Genomic DNA, 17,104 nt, shown 5'->3' with positions numbered 1-17,104 from the left:
GCCTGTATTATCAGCCAAAAGCATTAGTAACGTGAGCTTAACCGATCAACTTTTAAAAGCGGGGTATACCATATCAACAGATAAGAGCTTACTGGATATTGAGGCCATACACCATTACCTGGCGTATGAATCTTACTGGGCGGCCGGATTAAGCAAGGAGAAACTGCAACGTTCCATTGAAAACTCAATTTGCTTTGGTATTTACCACGAAAATAATACCTGCGGTTTTGCACGCGTAATAACAGATAAGGCTACATTTGCTTACATCTGCGATGTGTTTATACTTGAACCCTATCGTGGCAAGGGCCTATCAAAGTGGCTCATGCAAAACATTAAAGAACACCCGGAGTTAAATGGATTAAGGCGCTGGTCTTTAGCAACGGCCGATGCCCACAACTTATACAAACAGTTTGGTTTTGTACCCATAAGCAAACCCGACCTTTGGATGGAAATTTTTACGCCCTATGTCAAATCAGAACTACCATAATAAGGCAAATCTTAAAAGGCTGATCCTGGAGGGTGAAGGGGTATCTCTCGATTTTAAAAAAACCATAACCAGTTGCGAAAAGATAGCCAAAACCATGGTATCCTTTGCCAACAACAAGGGGGGCAAACTACTGATTGGCATATTGGATGATGGCACCATTAAAGGCGTAAAATCTGAAGATGAGGAACGCTACATGATAACCCGTGCGGCACACTTTTTTGCACGCCCTGCCCTGGAACCCATTTTTGAAGAAGTTTATGTAGACGATAAAGTTGTGTTGGTTGTAGAAATTGAACCCAGCATCACCAAGCCACACTACGCCCTGGCCGACGATGGCAAATGGTGGGTGTACATCCGCATAAAAGATAAAAGCGTACTGGCCAGTAAGATTGTGGTAGATGTATTGAAACGCTCGGAAGATAGCCAGGGCGTACTGATCGAATATTCTTCGAAGGAAAAAGCCTTGTTAGAGTACCTTGACCTGAACGACCGTATCACCGTAAAAGAATATTGCGTGCTCCTGAACATGAGCCGCCGACGGGCGCAGCGCATACTGGTTAACCTCGTATTATCTGGCGTTATACGGGTGCATACTACCGAGAAGGAAGAGTTTTACACAGCGGCATAACTCTAAATTTTCGCATTCAGGTTTCCTCAAAGTTTCAATAACCTTACCTTTGCTGTCCAATTGTTCACTATGTATTTCTCTATCCAGCAATACCGCCCCTTTTACCGCGAAAATTTACGACTGGCCGTGCCGGTGGTTATTTCGCAACTGGGCCATACGCTGGTGCAGTTGTCAGACAGTATTATCGTTGGGCACTTTGCAGGTACCACTTCACTGGCAGCCGTATCGCTGGTTAATAGTATTTTCATTGTAGCCCTGGTTATGGGTTTGGGCGTAGCCTATGGCATAACTCCCTTAATAGCACAATTTAACGGGCAAAAGAATTACAGCGAATGCGGCCGATTGCTTTCTAACAGCATTTTTATCAATCTTGTATTCAGCATCGTATTGTTTGTACTCATCTACTTTGGTGCCGGTAATTTGCTCGACCATCTGCACCAATCGCCCGAGGTATTGAAGCAGGCCAAACCCTTCCTTCTGCTTATGTCGGCCTCTATTGTTCCGCTTATGATGTTTACCACGTTTAAGCAGTTTACCGAGGGTTTGGGTTTTACCAGGCAGGCCATGAGCATCTCTATATGGGGTAATGTGCTGAACATTTGCCTGGGGATCATTTTCGTAAAGGGATTGTTTGGCGTAAAACCTATGGGAATCAGCGGCGTGGGTTACAGCACCCTGATAGACCGCACGGTGATGGCCTTAGTGATGGGAATTTATGTGTTCAGGTCGGCTAACTTTAAACAATACCTTATTGATTTTTCCATGACCTACATCAAACGTTCGCGCTGTTTGGAATTGGTGCGTATAGGTGCTCCTGTGGCTATGCAATATACCTTTGAGGTGAGTGCCTTTAGTGCTGCTGCGGTCATGGTAGGCCAAATAGGCGCCGTGCAGCAGGCCGCACACCAGGTGGCTATCAACCTGGCTTCCATGACTTATATGATTGCCAGTGGGGTTGCCTCGGCGGCGGCCATCAAGTCGGGTAATTACTTTGGCGCACGCAGCTTTACCGATTTACGGGCATCGGCCATTGCCAGTTATCATATTGTGCTGGCTTTTATGACCGTTACTGCGCTTGTGTTTGTGGTATGCAATCGTTGGCTCCCGTGGATCGTTACTTCTGATGTAGAGGTAATAGCTGTGGCTGCGCAGCTTTTAATTATCGCCGCCATATTCCAATTGTTTGATGGTGCACAGGTAATTGGCTTAGGTATTTTACGTGGAATGGGCGATGTAAACGTACCTACCATTATTACTTTTTTAGCTTATTGGGTAATTGGTTTGCCCCTCGGCTACTGGCTGGGCCTTTATTTAGGCTTGGGTGCCACCGGTGTGTGGTACGGGTTGGTAGCTGGATTAGGTGTAGCTTCCATCCTATTGTACCTGCGGTTTACCATAACAACCAAAAAGCACATTGAGAATTACATCTTCGATGAGGCCTTAAAAATATAGATCGAGCGCCATGCGGTAGGTGTTGCAATGCGCATCTACAATATCTTTAATTTGTGGTGAATAGCCACCGCCCATGCTTACCTGCACCGGGACGCCGGCTTGTTTGCATTGTTCAAGCACTAAGCGGTCGCGCTCTTTACAGGCTTCTTTACTCAGAGCAAGTTTTCCCAATTTATCCGATTCCAGCACATCTACGCCAGCCAGGTAAAATATAAAATCAGGCTTTTGCTGAGCAATTAACCGGGGCACCTGCTGCTTCACGATCGACAAAAATTCATCATCGGTAACGCCATCGGGCAACGGAATATCAAGGTCTGATCGCTCCTTTCGCGCCGGAAAATTATTAGCGCCATGCATGGAAAAAGTAAATACCCTCGATTCGTTTTCGAAGATCTGTGCCGTGCCGTTCCCCTGATGTACGTCTAAATCAATAATTAAGATAGAATGAGCCAAATTATTATGCAACAAATAATTAGCTGCAATAGCCTGATCGTTCAACATACAAAAACCTTCACCCCAGTTAGTACCGGCATGATGGGTTCCACCGGCTACGTTAAAGGCAACTCCATTCTCCATTGCAAAGTGGCAGCCGTCTATCGTCCCTTTGGCAATTCGTATTTCGCGTTCAACCAATTGCGCATTCAGCGGGAAGCCTATGCGGCGTTGTTCTTTTGCCGGCAGGGTAAGATCGCGCAGCTGGTGCCAGTAGCTTTCATCGTGCGTCCATAAGATAGTTTGTTCATCAAGAGGCTGTGGCGAAAACAAATTATCAGTAGTGATCAATCCCTCATGCAACAGCTGTGCGGGTATCAGCTCATACTTAAGCATTGGAAACCGATGGCCCTCGGGCAGCGGGTGTGCGTAAATGGGGTCGAAAGCTATTTTGAGCATATACCGGCTATCCCAAAATTTCGTTAACGTGTTTTTTGATGTTGCTTGCCAGGGTATCTAAGGGCAAATCATTTTCATCAAAACCAAATGGGTTCTCTATTTCCTCGGCAATCAGCTCAATACTGGCCAGCACATAAAGTACAAAAGCGATGATGGGAATAATGTAATAATGCAACTCAAATGCCCAGGTTAAAGGCAAACTCATTACGAAAAAGAAGATGAACTTCTTAATGAATACGCCGTAATTGTAAGGAATAGGCGTGTTCTTGATACGCTCGCAGGCACCGCATATATCGGTAAAAGACATTAACTCCGCATTAATGCTCATTAACTGCTCCGTATTCAATTGACCACCTTTATTGAGCTCGTACGACCTCCCAATCATTAACGAGGCTATCTGGTTAGGCAGATGCTTGCTGTCGTCTAAAAAGCTGTCGTAATTACCCTTCAAATCCTGCCGTAAATGGTCTTTTAATACCTCAGCATAAAGCGGAATATAACGGTTGTAAAATTGCACATCATCCTGGTTACCTAAATGCTTGATCTTGATAGCCAGGTTACGGCTGTTGTTGACCAGGCTTCCCCAGAGTTTACGGCCTTCCCACCAGCGGTCATAAGCAGAGTTAATGCGAAATGCCAACAGTAACGACAATACAAAGCCCAGCGTGGTGTGCACCACATTAGTTTTATGAATTACACTACTATCGGGCAGGTGCACATAATCCAGCAAGAGCCAGGTTACAAATGCCGCGTACACGCCAACCCCGATCAACAGCGGAAATAACTCACGCAGGGTGTCCGATTTATGGAAGCGGAACAAGAAAGTAAACCACTCTTTAGGGTTATAATTGATCATGCTTTGCTTATTTGGGTCGCGGCTTCGGCCATGTAATGTGCAGCCTCATAAACATCTGTAAATGTGTTGTATAAAGGCACCGGACTCAAGCGTATCACATCAGGCTCGCGCCAATCGCCAATAACGCCTTTGCTCACCAGGTGATCAAACATAGCCTTCCCGTTATGCTTGCATATAACAGATAACTGGCAGCCTCGCTCCTGCTTGTTTTTAGGGGTAATGATCTTAAAAAGCTGCTCCCCTTGTTGCTGATTGATTTGCTCGATCAGGTATTCGAGGTACCCTGTAAGAAGTTCACTCTTTCTTCGCAGCGCAGGTATACTACCGGCTTGCTCAAATAACTGCAAAGCTGCATTGTGCGCCGCCATCAATAAAATAGGGCTGGTACTTACCTGCCAGCCTTCGGCCCCCGGCTCAGGGTCAAAACCCGGTATCATTTTAAAACGCGTATCGTTTCGGTAGCCCCACCAACCGGCAAAGCGGTTTAATTCTTTATTTTGATGATGCTTTTCGTGCACAAATATGCCGCTAATGCCGCCCGGACCGGAGTTCATATATTTGTACGAACACCAGCAGGCAAAATCGGCCTGCCAATCATGCAATGCTAAAGGTACGTTACCGGCAGCGTGTGCCAGATCGAAGCCCACATAAGCACCTGCTTCATGAGCCGCACCGGCAATAGCTTTCAAACCAAAAAACTGGCCGGTGTAATAGTTAATACCGCTGAACAGGACCAGCGCCAGTTCATCAGAATGCTCTTCAATTGCGCTTAAAATATCAGCAGTTTGCAAGGTGCTTTCCCCCTCACGTGGAAACACCTCAATTACGGCATCTTTGGGGTCGAATCCATGGAATTTAACCTGGCTTTCTACCGCGTATTGATCCGACGGAAAAGCGCCGCCTTCCATCAATATTTTATAGCGTTTGCCTTTGGGCTGGTAAAAACTTACCATGAGCAAATGCAGGTTAATGGTAAGCGAGTTCATCACCGTAACCTCGTGCGGCAAGGCGCCTACAATATTGGCTAACGGCGGCAGCAACTGTTTATGGTACTCGTGCCAGGGGGCATCACCCTGAAACCATCCCTCCACGGCCAGGTTTTGCCATGCGCCTAATTGTGTTGCAATCTCTTGCTGTGCGGCTTTAGGCTGCAGCCCTAATGAATTGCCACACAGGTATATAATATCTTTTCTCTGATGCTGGGGTATCAGAAATTCATTTCTAAAATTGCTTAGCGTATCCTGCTCATCCAACCGCTGTGCAAATGCGGCGCTGTTTTCATATTCCATTAGTCAATATTACAAAAAAGGGCAGATTAAACTGCCCCTGCTTTTATAAATCAACTTTATCATGTTCGCCCGGCTCAAAGGGCGTACCGGTAATAACCGACTTCAACCATTTAAATGCTATGCCTACGGCACCTGCACTGCTATCCCAATACTCGGCATCGCTTACATCTACCCTAAGCAAAGTAAGCGCAGGGTCTTCTAAGCCGCCTTTAAAAAAAGCTTCCACAAACGGGTCCCATAGCTCCTGCATCTTCACACGATCATCAACCACCTGCGCTACGCCGTTAATGCTGATATAGGTAGTTGCGCTGCTATTAGAATAAGTAACATTCACTTTATTATCGTGAGATATTTCGGCAACTTTAGAGGAGAACTCATTAGTGAAAAACCAAAGACTACCCTCTACATCTAATTGTGCAGTAGCCATTGGGCGGCTATGAAAGCCATTATTTACAGTGAACGTAGTTAGCATGGCTGTTTTCGATTTATCGATCATGCCGCGCAGGTGTTCAATATTTTCCAGTTTCTTCAAATCATTTTGGTAATCCATGGCAATGTTTTTAGTTTGATAAACTATTAACCCACGAACACCGTTTTTGATTGAATTTTTAACGATTTGGTTTACTTACATACACATTACCCTTTACATAAAAGCGGTATGGCAGCAAAGCATCTTCGGCAGCATAAGCCACGCCAATGCGCGGTACTGCGGCTATTTCATCGTCGGTGAATGATAATCCCTGATCTTCTATCCACAGTTCATTACTCTGAAAACTAATGCAGTTCAGTTTGCGTGAGATACCTAACGCCTTACCTACTGAACCCGGACCGGCCGTAATATTGGGTTTCACCACGGTCATGTTACGGCGGTACAGCATTTCCTCAATACCCACGGTTGGATTTACCGCACGTATCAACACCGCATGAGGCTGACCTTCTACCGATGTAACCACATTCAGCATTTCATGTATGCCGTAACAGAGGTAAACGTAAGCTACACCTCCCTTGGCAAACATGGTTTGTGTTCTGGCAGTTTGCCGGTTGCCATAAGCGTGAGAGGCCTTATCTATAATTCCATTATAAGCTTCTGTTTCAACAATGTATCCTCCGGTAATTGCACCTTCAATACAGGTGAATAAATATTTACCCAACAGTTTGCGGGCAACCTCGGTTACGTTATTATTGAGGTAAAATGACTCAGGCAATTTCATTATTCAAAATTTTGAGGACGATCTTACTAATTTCCTTTCCGCGCGTGTAAACCATATCATGACTTCCGCGCTCTACAATGTGAGTTGCGGTTGATATATACTTATGCGGGAAGATGAGATCTTTGTTACCGATGATTTGATGAATGGGCGCCTTTAGCGGTTTAGGCTGCCACCGCAACACCGCGTGCATGGCCCAGCGCATAAACACCGGCGATGTATGGCGAATCATATCTACAAACAAGAAACCGGTTTTACCCTTGGTATCGCCAAACAAAGGTTTGATAATGTTACCCATAGAAGTATAAAAGCGGTGCGGCAATATTTTGTAAACGGGCAAGCGACGAAAGAATTTGAAATACGGCGGTATCTCTGCAGACTGTTTAATACTCGAAATAATGATGGCATTTTTTAACGACAGCAAACCGCTTATTTCTACCGTGAGGATACCTCCTAACGAAACACCGATCACATGATCGTTAGTCTGAATGCCGTAGTGGTCGATCAGCTTTTGAGCATACGACGGTATAGTATCGTGCTTCTCCGGCTCAATCCAGTCGGCATGTATTAACTCGTAGCCGGGCAGCACCAGTTTATCAAACAAGCGGCGGTCGGCTCCAAGACCGGCTATCAAAAACACTCTTTCCATTAAAAGTTAAGCAGTTTTACCAGTTCTTCCAGGTATAGGGCATCGGTTTCATCAAACTGGTCTAACAATTCGCTATCTACATCTAACACCCCTACTACTTCACCGTTGCTGAACAAAGGCACTACAATTTCTGATTGAGATAGCGAACTGCAGGCAATATGCCCTGGGAAAGCTTCCACATCGGGCACGATCAGCGTTTTCTTTTGCTCCCAGGCCGAACCGCAAACGCCTTTGCCTAAATTGATACGTGTACAGGCCACCGGACCCTGGAACGGACCTAACACCAGCTGACTCTCTTTAACCAAATAAAAACCAACCCAAAACCACTTAAACTGCTCTTTTAAGGCCGCAGCCATGTTGGCCAGGTTAGCCGTTAGGTCGGTTTCGCCATGTAGCAACGCCTCTATTTGAGGAAGTAACGATTGGTATTGTGCAGCTTTATCGCTGCTTTGGAGTATGTTTAAATCTTCGGCCATGATTAAATGCAGATGTCTTATATTTGGGGTAAAAATACAGGAATGTCAACAGTACTGCGACAAAGAAATATTTTTGTGACGAAAGTATTTGAAATAACTACTAAATCGTTGAAGGTTAAAAATTCTAATCTGTTCAAGTCTATTGAACATGATTTCTCATTTGAAGAAATGACTGATAAAATTATTAACAAGCGTTTTATTTCAATGCCATTAGTATGTTTAACGATAATATTTGCATTGTTATCATTTAAAGAATTTATATCAATTTATATTTCTGATAAACCAACCATTCCTCTCGATTACTTGGCGGCATATCTATTCATTACAATCGTATTAGTCGCAATTACTTTTTTGAAAAAAACTGAAATAACATATCTTGTTTTAACGAACGGAATTAGAATTGAATTATACAGTAATAAACCTAGCAAATTTATAGTTAACGATTTTTTAGCGCTTTTACAGTCAGAAAAGAGCACTTATCTTACTAAGAAAATAGTCTAATAAAATTTAAGCATATAACCTAAGCCTAAAGACTCCTTTAATAAAAATAAACTTAAACATATCGTTTAATTGACGTATAATTTATAATTTGATAGTTAGCCTCACCATAGTACGTTACCGCAAAGCTTTTATACCGTTTGCTTTATTAGCTATGGCTCTGCACCGCCTGCCTTTAATGTTACAAAAAGGTTGCACCTTTTGGAAGCTGATGGGCTGCGGCCGCAACGGCAGTTTTGACTTAACGCCCGACTGGCAGCAATGGGGCTTACTGGCCTCCTGGAACACCCGCGAAGATTTCGACCGCTTTTACCAGGGGTCTTTCATCACCGGCTGGTGGAAAAAATTAACCACCGAAAGCTGGACATTGTTGGCCGAGCCGCTGCAAGCGCATGGTAAATGGGATGGCACAGAACCGTTTGGACACCCTAACGTGAAAGATTATACCGGCTCTATTGCCGTGCTAACACGCGCTACCATCCATTTGAACCGCTTAAAGAATTTTTGGAGCCATGTAGATGTTGCCGCTCAATTAATGGCAAAATCAAAAGGATATATTACCTCTGTAGGCATAGGCGAAGCACCGGTTTTCAGGCAGGCTACCTTTTCTATTTGGGAAAGTGTGGACGATGTGAAAGCCTTTGCTTATGGCTCGCGCGAACACGCTGACATTATTAAGAAGACACGCAGCGAAGGCTGGTATAGCGAAGAAATGTTTGCCCGTTTTAAACCCGTTGCCGCCTGGGGCACTTTAAATGGTACCGACCCGCTGCAGGGTAAAATTAAATTTGATTAGTTATGAGAATTATTGCCGAAATACCTCACCCCGATTTTAAGGTGTCTATACTAAACATGAACCGCAAATTCATTGTCAAGATAGAGCAAGGCGCTTTAGAGCAAACCTACAAAGTAACCGAAATGGACTTGATGGACGGCGTAAACAGCGTATTCGAGCTCTTAGACGAGCCGTTCTACAAAGCCGTAGCCGCCCGCTTTACCGAAATGCGTAAAGATTGGAAAGAGACTTACAACCGGTATAATTAAGATTAGTGCTTACTAAAAAAATTGGCTGTCATGCTGAGCTTGTTGAAGCATTCGCCGCTTTGCTAAGTCTTCAACAAGTTCAGACTGACAGATCCGTCCCTGCAAACTCATATTCCCGTATAAACTTCCAGGGACCACCCAGATACTCAAACAAGGTCAAGCCTGTTCCGGTAATCTCAAAAGGAGTAAACTCCAGTTCCAGCACATCTTTTAGCTGTTTAGCCACATCAGGATTTACTTTATTCTGAACAGTGATATGCGGCCAGAGCTTTTGCCTGTCCTGGGGAATAAGCCATGGCTGCCAGGTGGTTTGTAGTTGTTTGTGTATTTGCTGCAATTCAGCACTTTCCATAGAAAAAGCCACACCGTTTCCAATACTCTTTAACCCGGTAACTTGTAATTGAATTTTAGAGTGATGTTTAGTTAAGTTTTCTAACGCTTCGGTAATTGCTTTTTCTGCTTGCGGTAAATGGTGAAACAAGGTCAAGTGTGCATCCAAGTAATTACGCTCAGGCGGAAAATGGGCTTTACGGAGACTATTGAAGTATTGCTGACTTGCGCTGTTTAATGTGAGTGTTAATATAAGCGGGGCTTCTGGCATTGTATTTAAAAGTTTCAGATGTTTTACAAGCCAGTAAGTAAAGTGTTTTGATTTGCTTCGATCCTACGCCATGAATTAATTTACAATACCATAACGTTTTAATAAACTTTTTACTTGCATAAATAAAATTTATTTGAATACTTTGCACAAAAAATAAATACACGTTAATACATCAGTAAAATAATGAACATTCAAAGCATACAAAAGCACGCAACTGCAGTTTCTACTGCCCGGTTTGCTGCCGCTTTGAACTCCAGTATTTTAGTGAATTTCCCGTCACGACGACGATTGTATATCCCCCGGGTTTGATCAGGTATCATCACAGCACTACAACCCAACTGAAGTTTATGCAAACTTCTTTCAATCAGAATCATTAATAACATAAGGCTTTTAAGCCGGTATTTTAACGGTAAGTCGTTTTATAATCATGACCTTACAAGATTTTAATATAATAGTTGCCAACGAACAACACGCCGATTACGCACCGCAGATATGCGATGAAATGGCTTCATCTGCCAAAGCACGGGGTACGGGTATTGCCCAGCGTTCGCCCGAGTATGTGGCTAACAAGATGCTGGAAGGTAAAGCAGTTATTGCGCTGCACAAAGATGGCACCTGGGCCGGCTTTTGCTACATTGAAACATGGAGCCATGGCGATTTTGTGGCTAACTCAGGCTTGATAGTTAACCCTGAATTCAGAAAAGTGGGTTTGGCTAAGGCCATTAAGGTAGCTGTGTTCGAACTTTCGCGTAAAAAATACCCTCATGCTAAGATCTTTGGCTTAACCACAGGTTTGGCCGTGATGAAGATCAACTCCGATTTAGGCTACGAACCCGTTACCTATTCAGAACTTACCCAGGACGAAGACTTTTGGAAAGGCTGCCGCAGCTGCGTGAATTACGATATCTTAACCTCTAAAGAACGCAAGAACTGTATGTGCACCGCCATGCTGTGGGACCCGGTGGAAAAACAGCGCGATTATGAAGAGCGCATGAAAAAGCTTACCCACAAAGCTACCCTGTTAGAGCGCATTGAAAACGCCATTAAAAACAGCGTAAAAACTATATCCTTTTAACAATAATATACATTTGGTTACCCCAAACTCATGAAGAAAAAAGTAGTATTAGCCTACAGTGGCGGATTAGATACCTCATTTTGCTGCATATACTTAACCCAGGATTTAGGCCTGGAAGTACACTCGGTAATTGTGAATACCGGTGGTTTTAGCGATGAAGAGCTAAAGCAAGTAGAAGAACGTGCCTACAAAATGGGCGTTACCTCACACCATGTGGTTGATGAAACCGCCAACTTTTACGATACCTGCGTACGCTTTTTAATTTATGGTAACGTATTAAAAAATAACACCTACCCCCTTTCGGTGAGTGCCGAGCGCGTGAGCCAGGCTACGGCTATTGCCAACTACGCCAAAGAGATTGGTGCCGAGTATGTGGCCCATGGTAGCACTGGTGCCGGTAATGATCAGGTTCGTTTCGATATGATCTTTAACATTCTGGTGCCTAACGTGCAAATCATGACACCAATCCGCGATCTGAAATTAAGCCGCGAAGAAGAAATTCAATACCTGAAAGATCATGGTGTGGAAATGAATTTCGAAAAGAATAAATATTCTATTAACAAGGGTATTTGGGGTACATCGGTTGGCGGTAAAGAAACGCTGACTTCTCACCAGGGCTTACCTGAAGATGCATGGCCTACCCAGGTAACTGCAAGCGAGCCTAAAAACCTGGAACTCGTTTTTGAAAAAGGTGAGCTGGTAGCTATTGATGGCACCAAGTACGATCATCCGGCTAAAGCCATACAGGCGTTACAAGCTATTGCCCAGCCTTACGGTGTAGGCCGCGATATTCACGTGGGAGATACTATTATAGGCATTAAAGGCCGTGTAGGCTTTGAGGCTGCTGCACCTATGATCATTATCAAAGCTCACCACACTTTGGAAAAACACGTGTTAACCAAGTGGCAGTTATCATGGAAAGACCAGTTATCATCTTTCTACGGAAACTGGTTGCACGAAGGTCAGTTTCACGACCCAATTATGCGCAACATAGAGGCTTTCCTGACCGATACCCAGCAAACCGTTAGCGGTAAAGTATTCGTGGAACTACATCCATACCGCTTTATGGTGACCGGTATTGAGTCTGACCATGACCTGATGTCTAACAAATTCGGTACCTACGGCGAGATGAACAACGCCTGGAGCGGGGAAGATGTTAAAGGGTTCTCCAAGATATTTGGCAACCAGGTGATGATCTACAACAAGGTGAACGGTAAATAAAAATGGAATCGCTTTTTTCAAAAGAAAATTGCTTGAGTCAATACCCATGGGGTGATGGCTGCCACAGCTGGAATTTTGTAGACTCCGATGCTTTATCGGTGAAACAAGAGCTGATGCCGCCTACTGCTGTTGAAAAGCTGCATTACCATGAGCATGCTACACAATTCTTTTTTGTACTGAGCGGCACCGCCATATTTGTTGTAGATGGACAAGTTATTTTGGTTAAACCACAACAGGGATTAGAAATACGTCCAGGCCAAAAACACCGGATCAGTAACCATGCAGAAACTGACTTAAAATTTATACTATACTCACATCCATCCACCAAAAACGATAGAATTGATTGTGAATAACTCAACAGAAACTGACCCCAACCCGCAGGTTGGAGGTTTTAAAATAAAAGCCGGTATTATAGGCGGAGCGGGCTACACTGGGGGCGAGCTACTTCGTATATTGATTAATCACCCGCAAGTAGATATTGCTTTTGTACATAGCAACAGTAATGCCGGCAACTACATCTACGAAGTGCACACCGATCTTTTCGGCGATACCGAATTAAAATTTACCGGTGAACTTTCCCATCAAATAGATGTATTGTTTTTATGTGTTGGCCATGGCGATGCACGAAAGTTTTTAGAAGCGAATCCGTTTCCTCAAAGCGTTAAGGTGATTGACCTTAGCCAGGATTTTAGGTTGAAAGAAAAATCTTCAATTTCTTATCAGGCAACAGACAACTCACAACCGACAACTGAAAGCCGCTCCTTTACTTACGGCTTGCCCGAGTTAAACCGTGAGGCCATTAAACAGGCCGATAATATTGCCAACCCGGGTTGCTTTGCCACTTGTTTACAATTGGGTTTGCTGCCTTTAGCCGCAAGCAATAATTTAAATAGCGAAGTACATATTACAGCCACTACCGGCTCTACCGGTGCAGGTCAAAGCCTGGCGCCTACTTCGCATTTCACCTGGCGCAATAATAATGCATCGGTTTATAAAGCTTTTGATCACCAACATTTGAATGAAATTGGTGAATCGCTTACCCAACTGCAACCAGCGTTTGATAAACCGGTAAACTTTATTCCTTACAGGGGAGACTTTACACGCGGAATTATTGCCTCGATTTACTTAGATAGCGATTTGTCGGCCGATGAGGTTGTAAAATTGTACAGCGATTACTACGCAGGGCATCCGTTTACGCATGTTACCACTCGCAACATTGATTTGAAGCAAATTGTAAATACCAACAAATGCTTTATTCAGGTTCAAAAGAAAGGCAATAAAGTATTCATCATCAGTATTATGGATAACCTGCTTAAAGGTGCATCAGGGCAAGCGGTGCAAAACATGAACCTCATGTTTGGACTGGAAGAAACAACCGGACTTCGTTTAAAAGCCGCTGCTTTTTAATTTATACATATATTTTCTAACGTTTTAAATTCATTGTGTAATGAAACTATTTGATGTTTACCCAATAAATCCAATAGAGATTGTAAAGGGTATTGGTAGTTTGGTTTATGACGACAAAGGTACCGAGTACCTCGATCTTTACGGCGGTCATGCCGTAATTTCGATAGGCCATACCAATCCACGATATGTAAAACGATTAGAAGATCAACTTCACAAAATAGGGTTTTACTCTAATTCCATCGAGATCCCTTTACAAAAAGAACTGGCCGAAAAGTTAGGACAGGTATCGGGCAAAACCGATTACCAATTGTTCTTGTGTAACTCCGGTGCCGAGGCTAACGAGAACGCCTTAAAACTGGCTTCCTTTTACAACGGTAAAAAGAAAGTAATTGCCTTCCGCAAAGCATTTCATGGCCGCACCTCATTAGCGGTTGCTGTTACCGATAATCCCAAAATTGTTGCCCCGGTAAACGAAACGGACAATGTAATTTTCCTGCCTTGGTGCGATGAGGCCGCTTTAGAACAAGCCTTTGCCGAAAATGAAATATCATCCGTCATTATTGAAGGCATACAAGGCGTAGGTGGCATACAGGTAGCTACAACCAGCTTTTTACAAAAAATAAGAGCACTTTGCGATCAATACAACGCCGTTTACATAGCCGATTCGGTTCAATGTGGTTATGGCCGTACGGGTAAATTTTACTCGCACGATTTTGCCGGTGCAGATGCCGATATATACACCATGGCTAAGGGCATGGGTAACGGCTTCCCTATTGGGGCCATCAGCATAGCGCTAAAAATTAAACCATCGTACGGTATGTTAGGTACCACCTTTGGCGGTAATCATTTAGCCTGTGCTGCTGCTTTAGCCGTGCTGGAAGAAATTGAAGCCAATAACCTAATGCAAAACGCTGCCGAAGTTGGCGCATACCTAATTGATGAACTTAAAAAGTTTGAGCAAGTAATTGAGGTACGCGGCCGCGGGTTAATGATCGGTATTGAATTGCCTGAAGAACTAAGTAATGTGCGTAAAAAACTGCTTTACAAGCACCACATCTTTACAGGCGAAGCTAAACCCAACGTGGTACGCTTGCTGCCAGCGTTAAACTTAACCAAAGCACATGCCGACCAGTTTTTGGAGGCCTTTGCACAAACATTAAAAGCTGCGCAAGTACCAGCGTAAATATATACTATGTCATTGCGAGCGATAGCGCGGCAACCTCCGACTGCATGTACAACCATCAAACTGAGATTGCCACGTTACTATCGTTCCTCGCAATGACATCTGAAATTTGATAATTTCCATAGAACACCGGAAAGATAAATGAAGCAATTCACCTCTGTACACGACGTTACCGATATTAACGCCTTAGTGACCGAAGCCCTGGCGCTCAAAAAAGATCCTTATGCGTTTCAGCATCTGGGTAAAAACAAAACCATAGGCTTGGTTTTTTTAAACCCAAGTCTGCGTACCCGCATGAGCACACAAAAGGCAGCGCTTAATTTAGGCATGAACGCCATGGTGCTCAACATTGATAAGGAAGGATGGGCTTTAGAGTTGCAGGATGGCGCCATCATGAACGGCACTACGGTAGAGCACGTGCGCGAGGCTGCGGCAGTATTGGGCCAGTACGTCGACTTTTTAGGTGTACGCTCGTTTCCGGGTTTAAAAGATCGTGAGGAGGATTATAGCGAAACCATATTTAACAAATTTGTAGAGTATTGCGGTGTACCGGTTGTCAGCCTGGAATCGGCTACACGACACCCGTTACAAAGTTTGGCTGATCTGATCACCATTACCGAACTTAAAAAGGTAGAACAACCTAAAGTGGTTTTAACCTGGGCGCCACACATTAAGGCCTTGCCACAAGCGGTACCCAATTCTTTTGCCGAGTGGATGTGCCATGCAGATGTTGATTTTGTGATTACACACCCCGAGGGTTATGCTTTAAGTGAAGAATTTACAAAAAACGCTACCATTACGCACAACCAGCAGGAAGCTTTGGCGGGGGCCGATTTTGTATACGTAAAAAACTGGTCGGCTTACGAACCATATGGTGAAATGCCCGGCAGCCATGAAGACTGGATGTTGACCAACCAGATGCTGGAAGCCACTAACGATGCCAAAGTAATGCATTGCCTGCCCGTCCGACGAAACCTGGAACTGTCTGACGAGATCTTAGACGGGCCACACTCAGTAGTAATTCATGAAGCCGGTAATCGTGTTTGGGCTGCACAGGCAGTATTAAAGCAACTGCTTGAAAGTATATAAAATCAGGAAGTAACAACAACTTTTCACATTAAAACACATCATGGCTCCACAAAATGGGGCCATTTTTATTTATATAAGTTATCATTTAATAATAACCTAATGCTCTATGTACATACCTAAACCATTTCTAATAACAGATCATCAAGAATCTGTAGCCTTTATGCAGCGTTACAGCTTTGCTACGTTAATTAACACAGCAGATGCTGTACCAGTTGCTACCCACCTACCGTTTATCGTGAAGCTGGAAAATGATCAGTTGATATTATCATCGCACCTGGCCGTTGCCAATCCGCAATCACAGCACCTAATCAATAACACTTCGCTGGTTGTATTTACCGAACCTCATGCTTACGTAGCACCTAAGTTATACGAAAAGACCTTAAATGTTCCCACCTGGAACTACATTGCCGTGCATGCATACGGCAAGGCAAGCATTGTAACCGATGAAGCGGCACAATTACTATCATTGGAAGAGATGATAGCGTCTTATGATGCTGATTATGTAAAGCAATGGAAAACGTTGCCTATAGACTACAAACTTAAAATGGCTAAAGGCATAGTGGTGTTTGACATATTGGTAACCGACTTGCAGGGGAAAAAGAAGCTAAGCCAGAACCGCTCAACTGCCGATTTTGAAAGTGTTGCCAAAGCGTTAACTCACAGCGCTGATTTGAACGAACAAACCATTGGCGAATACATGAATTTAGAACCAAGAGACTAAAAAGACATCGTTAAAAGAATAAGCCGGTTAATTACTTAATTAACCGGCTTATTCTTTTAATCTAACTTAAAAGCTTTTACTCACTGCCTTCTAATTTCACTAATTTGTTGTAAAGGCCCAGCAGCAAGAAAGGTGCAGGCCACTGACCAACAAATAAAGCTTCTTTGTCTTTTTTCATGATTTTAAGAACGGCAGAAGCTGCAATTGCTCCTACGGCTGCCCATAAAAACAGATCTGACGGCAGCTTTGCCGTCTGTTGTTCGATAGCTTTGGCTACTGGCCCTTCGCTATGTTCGGGATTGGAATTTGTTGGCATGATTGAAATTTTT

At 43.8% G+C, this 17,104-nt stretch carries 22 protein-coding genes; 13 read left to right on the top strand and 9 right to left on the bottom strand.

Going from position 1 to position 17,104, the window contains the following annotated elements; genetic code table 11:
• Positions 1 to 31 precede the first annotated feature (31 nt).
• The 3 genes from IEV61_RS09745 (at position 32) to IEV61_RS09735 (ending at position 2,567) form a co-directional block, all read left to right on the top strand.
• The gene (locus IEV61_RS09745; RefSeq protein ID WP_188416104.1) at positions 32 to 487 is read left to right on the top strand and encodes a GNAT family N-acetyltransferase; all 456 of its coding nucleotides are present in this window, start codon (positions 32 to 34) and stop codon (positions 485 to 487) included.
• Entirely contained in the window at positions 465 to 1,115 is a 651-nt protein-coding gene (locus IEV61_RS09740; protein WP_188416102.1) for an AlbA family DNA-binding domain-containing protein, read from the top strand. Before IEV61_RS09745 ends, IEV61_RS09740 begins: the two co-directional genes overlap by 23 nt.
• A gap of 69 nt (positions 1,116 to 1,184) precedes the next feature.
• A complete protein-coding gene (locus IEV61_RS09735; protein WP_188416100.1) occupies positions 1,185 to 2,567 on the top strand; it encodes an MATE family efflux transporter in 1,383 nt (460 codons plus the stop codon).
• Here IEV61_RS09735 and IEV61_RS09730 read toward each other — a convergent pair.
• The 7 genes from IEV61_RS09730 to msrC are packed head-to-tail and all read right to left on the bottom strand — an operon-like array spanning position 2,556 to position 7,936.
• Positions 2,556 to 3,458 (bottom strand): histone deacetylase family protein, encoded by a 903-nt coding sequence (locus IEV61_RS09730; protein WP_188416099.1) that lies wholly within the window; start codon positions 3,456 to 3,458, stop codon positions 2,556 to 2,558. The genes IEV61_RS09735 and IEV61_RS09730 overlap by 12 nt on opposite strands.
• Positions 3,459 to 3,465: 7 nt before the next feature.
• Positions 3,466 to 4,314 (bottom strand): bestrophin family protein, encoded by an 849-nt coding sequence (locus tag IEV61_RS09725; protein ID WP_188416096.1) that lies wholly within the window; start codon positions 4,312 to 4,314, stop codon positions 3,466 to 3,468.
• Entirely contained in the window at positions 4,311 to 5,603 is a 1,293-nt protein-coding gene (kynU, locus tag IEV61_RS09720) for a kynureninase (protein WP_188416094.1), read from the bottom strand. The genes IEV61_RS09725 and kynU overlap by 4 nt, the downstream gene beginning before the upstream one ends.
• Before the next feature lie 43 nt (positions 5,604 to 5,646).
• On the bottom strand, positions 5,647 to 6,153 hold the full coding sequence (locus IEV61_RS09715; protein WP_188416093.1) for a pyridoxamine 5'-phosphate oxidase family protein: 507 nt from the start codon (positions 6,151 to 6,153) through the stop codon (positions 5,647 to 5,649).
• A 58-nt stretch (positions 6,154 to 6,211) separates the two neighbouring features.
• A complete protein-coding gene (locus IEV61_RS09710) occupies positions 6,212 to 6,814 on the bottom strand; it encodes a DNA-3-methyladenine glycosylase (protein ID WP_188416092.1) in 603 nt (200 codons plus the stop codon).
• The gene (locus IEV61_RS09705) at positions 6,801 to 7,460 is read right to left on the bottom strand and encodes an alpha/beta hydrolase (RefSeq protein ID WP_188416091.1); all 660 of its coding nucleotides are present in this window, start codon (positions 7,458 to 7,460) and stop codon (positions 6,801 to 6,803) included. Before IEV61_RS09705 ends, IEV61_RS09710 begins: the two co-directional genes overlap by 14 nt.
• Positions 7,460 to 7,936, bottom strand: a complete 477-nt coding sequence (gene msrC / locus IEV61_RS09700; protein ID WP_188416090.1) for a free L-methionine (R)-S-oxide reductase MsrC — start codon at positions 7,934 to 7,936, stop codon at positions 7,460 to 7,462. Before msrC ends, IEV61_RS09705 begins: the two co-directional genes overlap by 1 nt.
• 12 nt (positions 7,937 to 7,948) lie before the next feature.
• On the opposite strand from msrC, the gene IEV61_RS09695 reads away from it, so the two are divergent.
• The 3 genes from IEV61_RS09695 (at position 7,949) to IEV61_RS09685 (ending at position 9,478) form a co-directional block, all read left to right on the top strand.
• Positions 7,949 to 8,437, top strand: coding sequence for a hypothetical protein (locus tag IEV61_RS09695; RefSeq protein WP_188416089.1), 489 nt, complete (start codon positions 7,949 to 7,951; stop codon positions 8,435 to 8,437).
• 88 nt (positions 8,438 to 8,525) lie between these two features.
• Positions 8,526 to 9,230, top strand: a complete 705-nt coding sequence (locus IEV61_RS09690) for a DUF3291 domain-containing protein (RefSeq protein ID WP_188416088.1) — start codon at positions 8,526 to 8,528, stop codon at positions 9,228 to 9,230.
• Positions 9,231 to 9,232: 2 nt separating this feature from the next.
• Positions 9,233 to 9,478 carry a hypothetical protein gene (locus IEV61_RS09685; protein ID WP_188416087.1) on the top strand — a complete coding sequence of 82 codons (246 nt, stop codon included), beginning with the start codon at positions 9,233 to 9,235 and terminating at the stop codon, positions 9,476 to 9,478.
• 79 nt (positions 9,479 to 9,557) lie between these two features.
• Here the strand turns inward: IEV61_RS09685 and IEV61_RS09680 are convergent, their stop codons facing one another.
• A complete protein-coding gene (locus IEV61_RS09680) occupies positions 9,558 to 10,079 on the bottom strand; it encodes a 2'-5' RNA ligase family protein (protein WP_188416084.1) in 522 nt (173 codons plus the stop codon).
• A 427-nt stretch (positions 10,080 to 10,506) separates the two neighbouring features.
• Between IEV61_RS09680 and IEV61_RS09675 the strand changes: the two genes are divergently transcribed.
• From IEV61_RS09675 to IEV61_RS09645, 7 genes are all read left to right on the top strand, one after another.
• Positions 10,507 to 11,154 carry a GNAT family N-acetyltransferase gene (locus tag IEV61_RS09675; RefSeq protein ID WP_188416082.1) on the top strand — a complete coding sequence of 216 codons (648 nt, stop codon included), beginning with the start codon at positions 10,507 to 10,509 and terminating at the stop codon, positions 11,152 to 11,154.
• 30 nt (positions 11,155 to 11,184) lie between these two features.
• Positions 11,185 to 12,375: an argininosuccinate synthase gene (gene argG / locus IEV61_RS09670; protein ID WP_188416080.1), complete on the top strand. Its 1,191-nt coding sequence runs from the start codon at positions 11,185 to 11,187 to the stop codon at positions 12,373 to 12,375.
• Positions 12,376 to 12,377: 2 nt separating this feature from the next.
• Positions 12,378 to 12,728, top strand: a complete 351-nt coding sequence (locus tag IEV61_RS09665) for a cupin domain-containing protein (protein WP_188416078.1) — start codon at positions 12,378 to 12,380, stop codon at positions 12,726 to 12,728.
• The gene (gene argC / locus IEV61_RS09660) at positions 12,721 to 13,782 is read left to right on the top strand and encodes an N-acetyl-gamma-glutamyl-phosphate reductase (RefSeq protein ID WP_188416076.1); all 1,062 of its coding nucleotides are present in this window, start codon (positions 12,721 to 12,723) and stop codon (positions 13,780 to 13,782) included. Before IEV61_RS09665 ends, argC begins: the two co-directional genes overlap by 8 nt.
• A gap of 40 nt (positions 13,783 to 13,822) precedes the next feature.
• Positions 13,823 to 14,965 carry an aspartate aminotransferase family protein gene (locus tag IEV61_RS09655; RefSeq protein WP_188416074.1) on the top strand — a complete coding sequence of 381 codons (1,143 nt, stop codon included), beginning with the start codon at positions 13,823 to 13,825 and terminating at the stop codon, positions 14,963 to 14,965.
• Between the two features lie 141 nt (positions 14,966 to 15,106).
• Positions 15,107 to 16,054 (top strand): N-acetylornithine carbamoyltransferase, encoded by a 948-nt coding sequence (locus tag IEV61_RS09650; RefSeq protein WP_188416071.1) that lies wholly within the window; start codon positions 15,107 to 15,109, stop codon positions 16,052 to 16,054.
• A gap of 106 nt (positions 16,055 to 16,160) precedes the next feature.
• Positions 16,161 to 16,775, top strand: a complete 615-nt coding sequence (locus IEV61_RS09645; protein ID WP_188416069.1) for an FMN-binding negative transcriptional regulator — start codon at positions 16,161 to 16,163, stop codon at positions 16,773 to 16,775.
• A 76-nt stretch (positions 16,776 to 16,851) separates the two neighbouring features.
• Here IEV61_RS09645 and IEV61_RS09640 read toward each other — a convergent pair whose 3' ends face one another.
• A complete protein-coding gene (locus tag IEV61_RS09640; protein ID WP_188416067.1) occupies positions 16,852 to 17,091 on the bottom strand; it encodes a hypothetical protein in 240 nt (79 codons plus the stop codon).
• Positions 17,092 to 17,104 lie beyond the last annotated feature (13 nt).

It is taken from the genome of Mucilaginibacter galii (genome assembly GCF_014635825.1).
Classification (GTDB): domain Bacteria; phylum Bacteroidota; class Bacteroidia; order Sphingobacteriales; family Sphingobacteriaceae; genus Mucilaginibacter; species Mucilaginibacter galii.
This window is presented reverse-complemented; position numbering and strand designations above follow the sequence as displayed.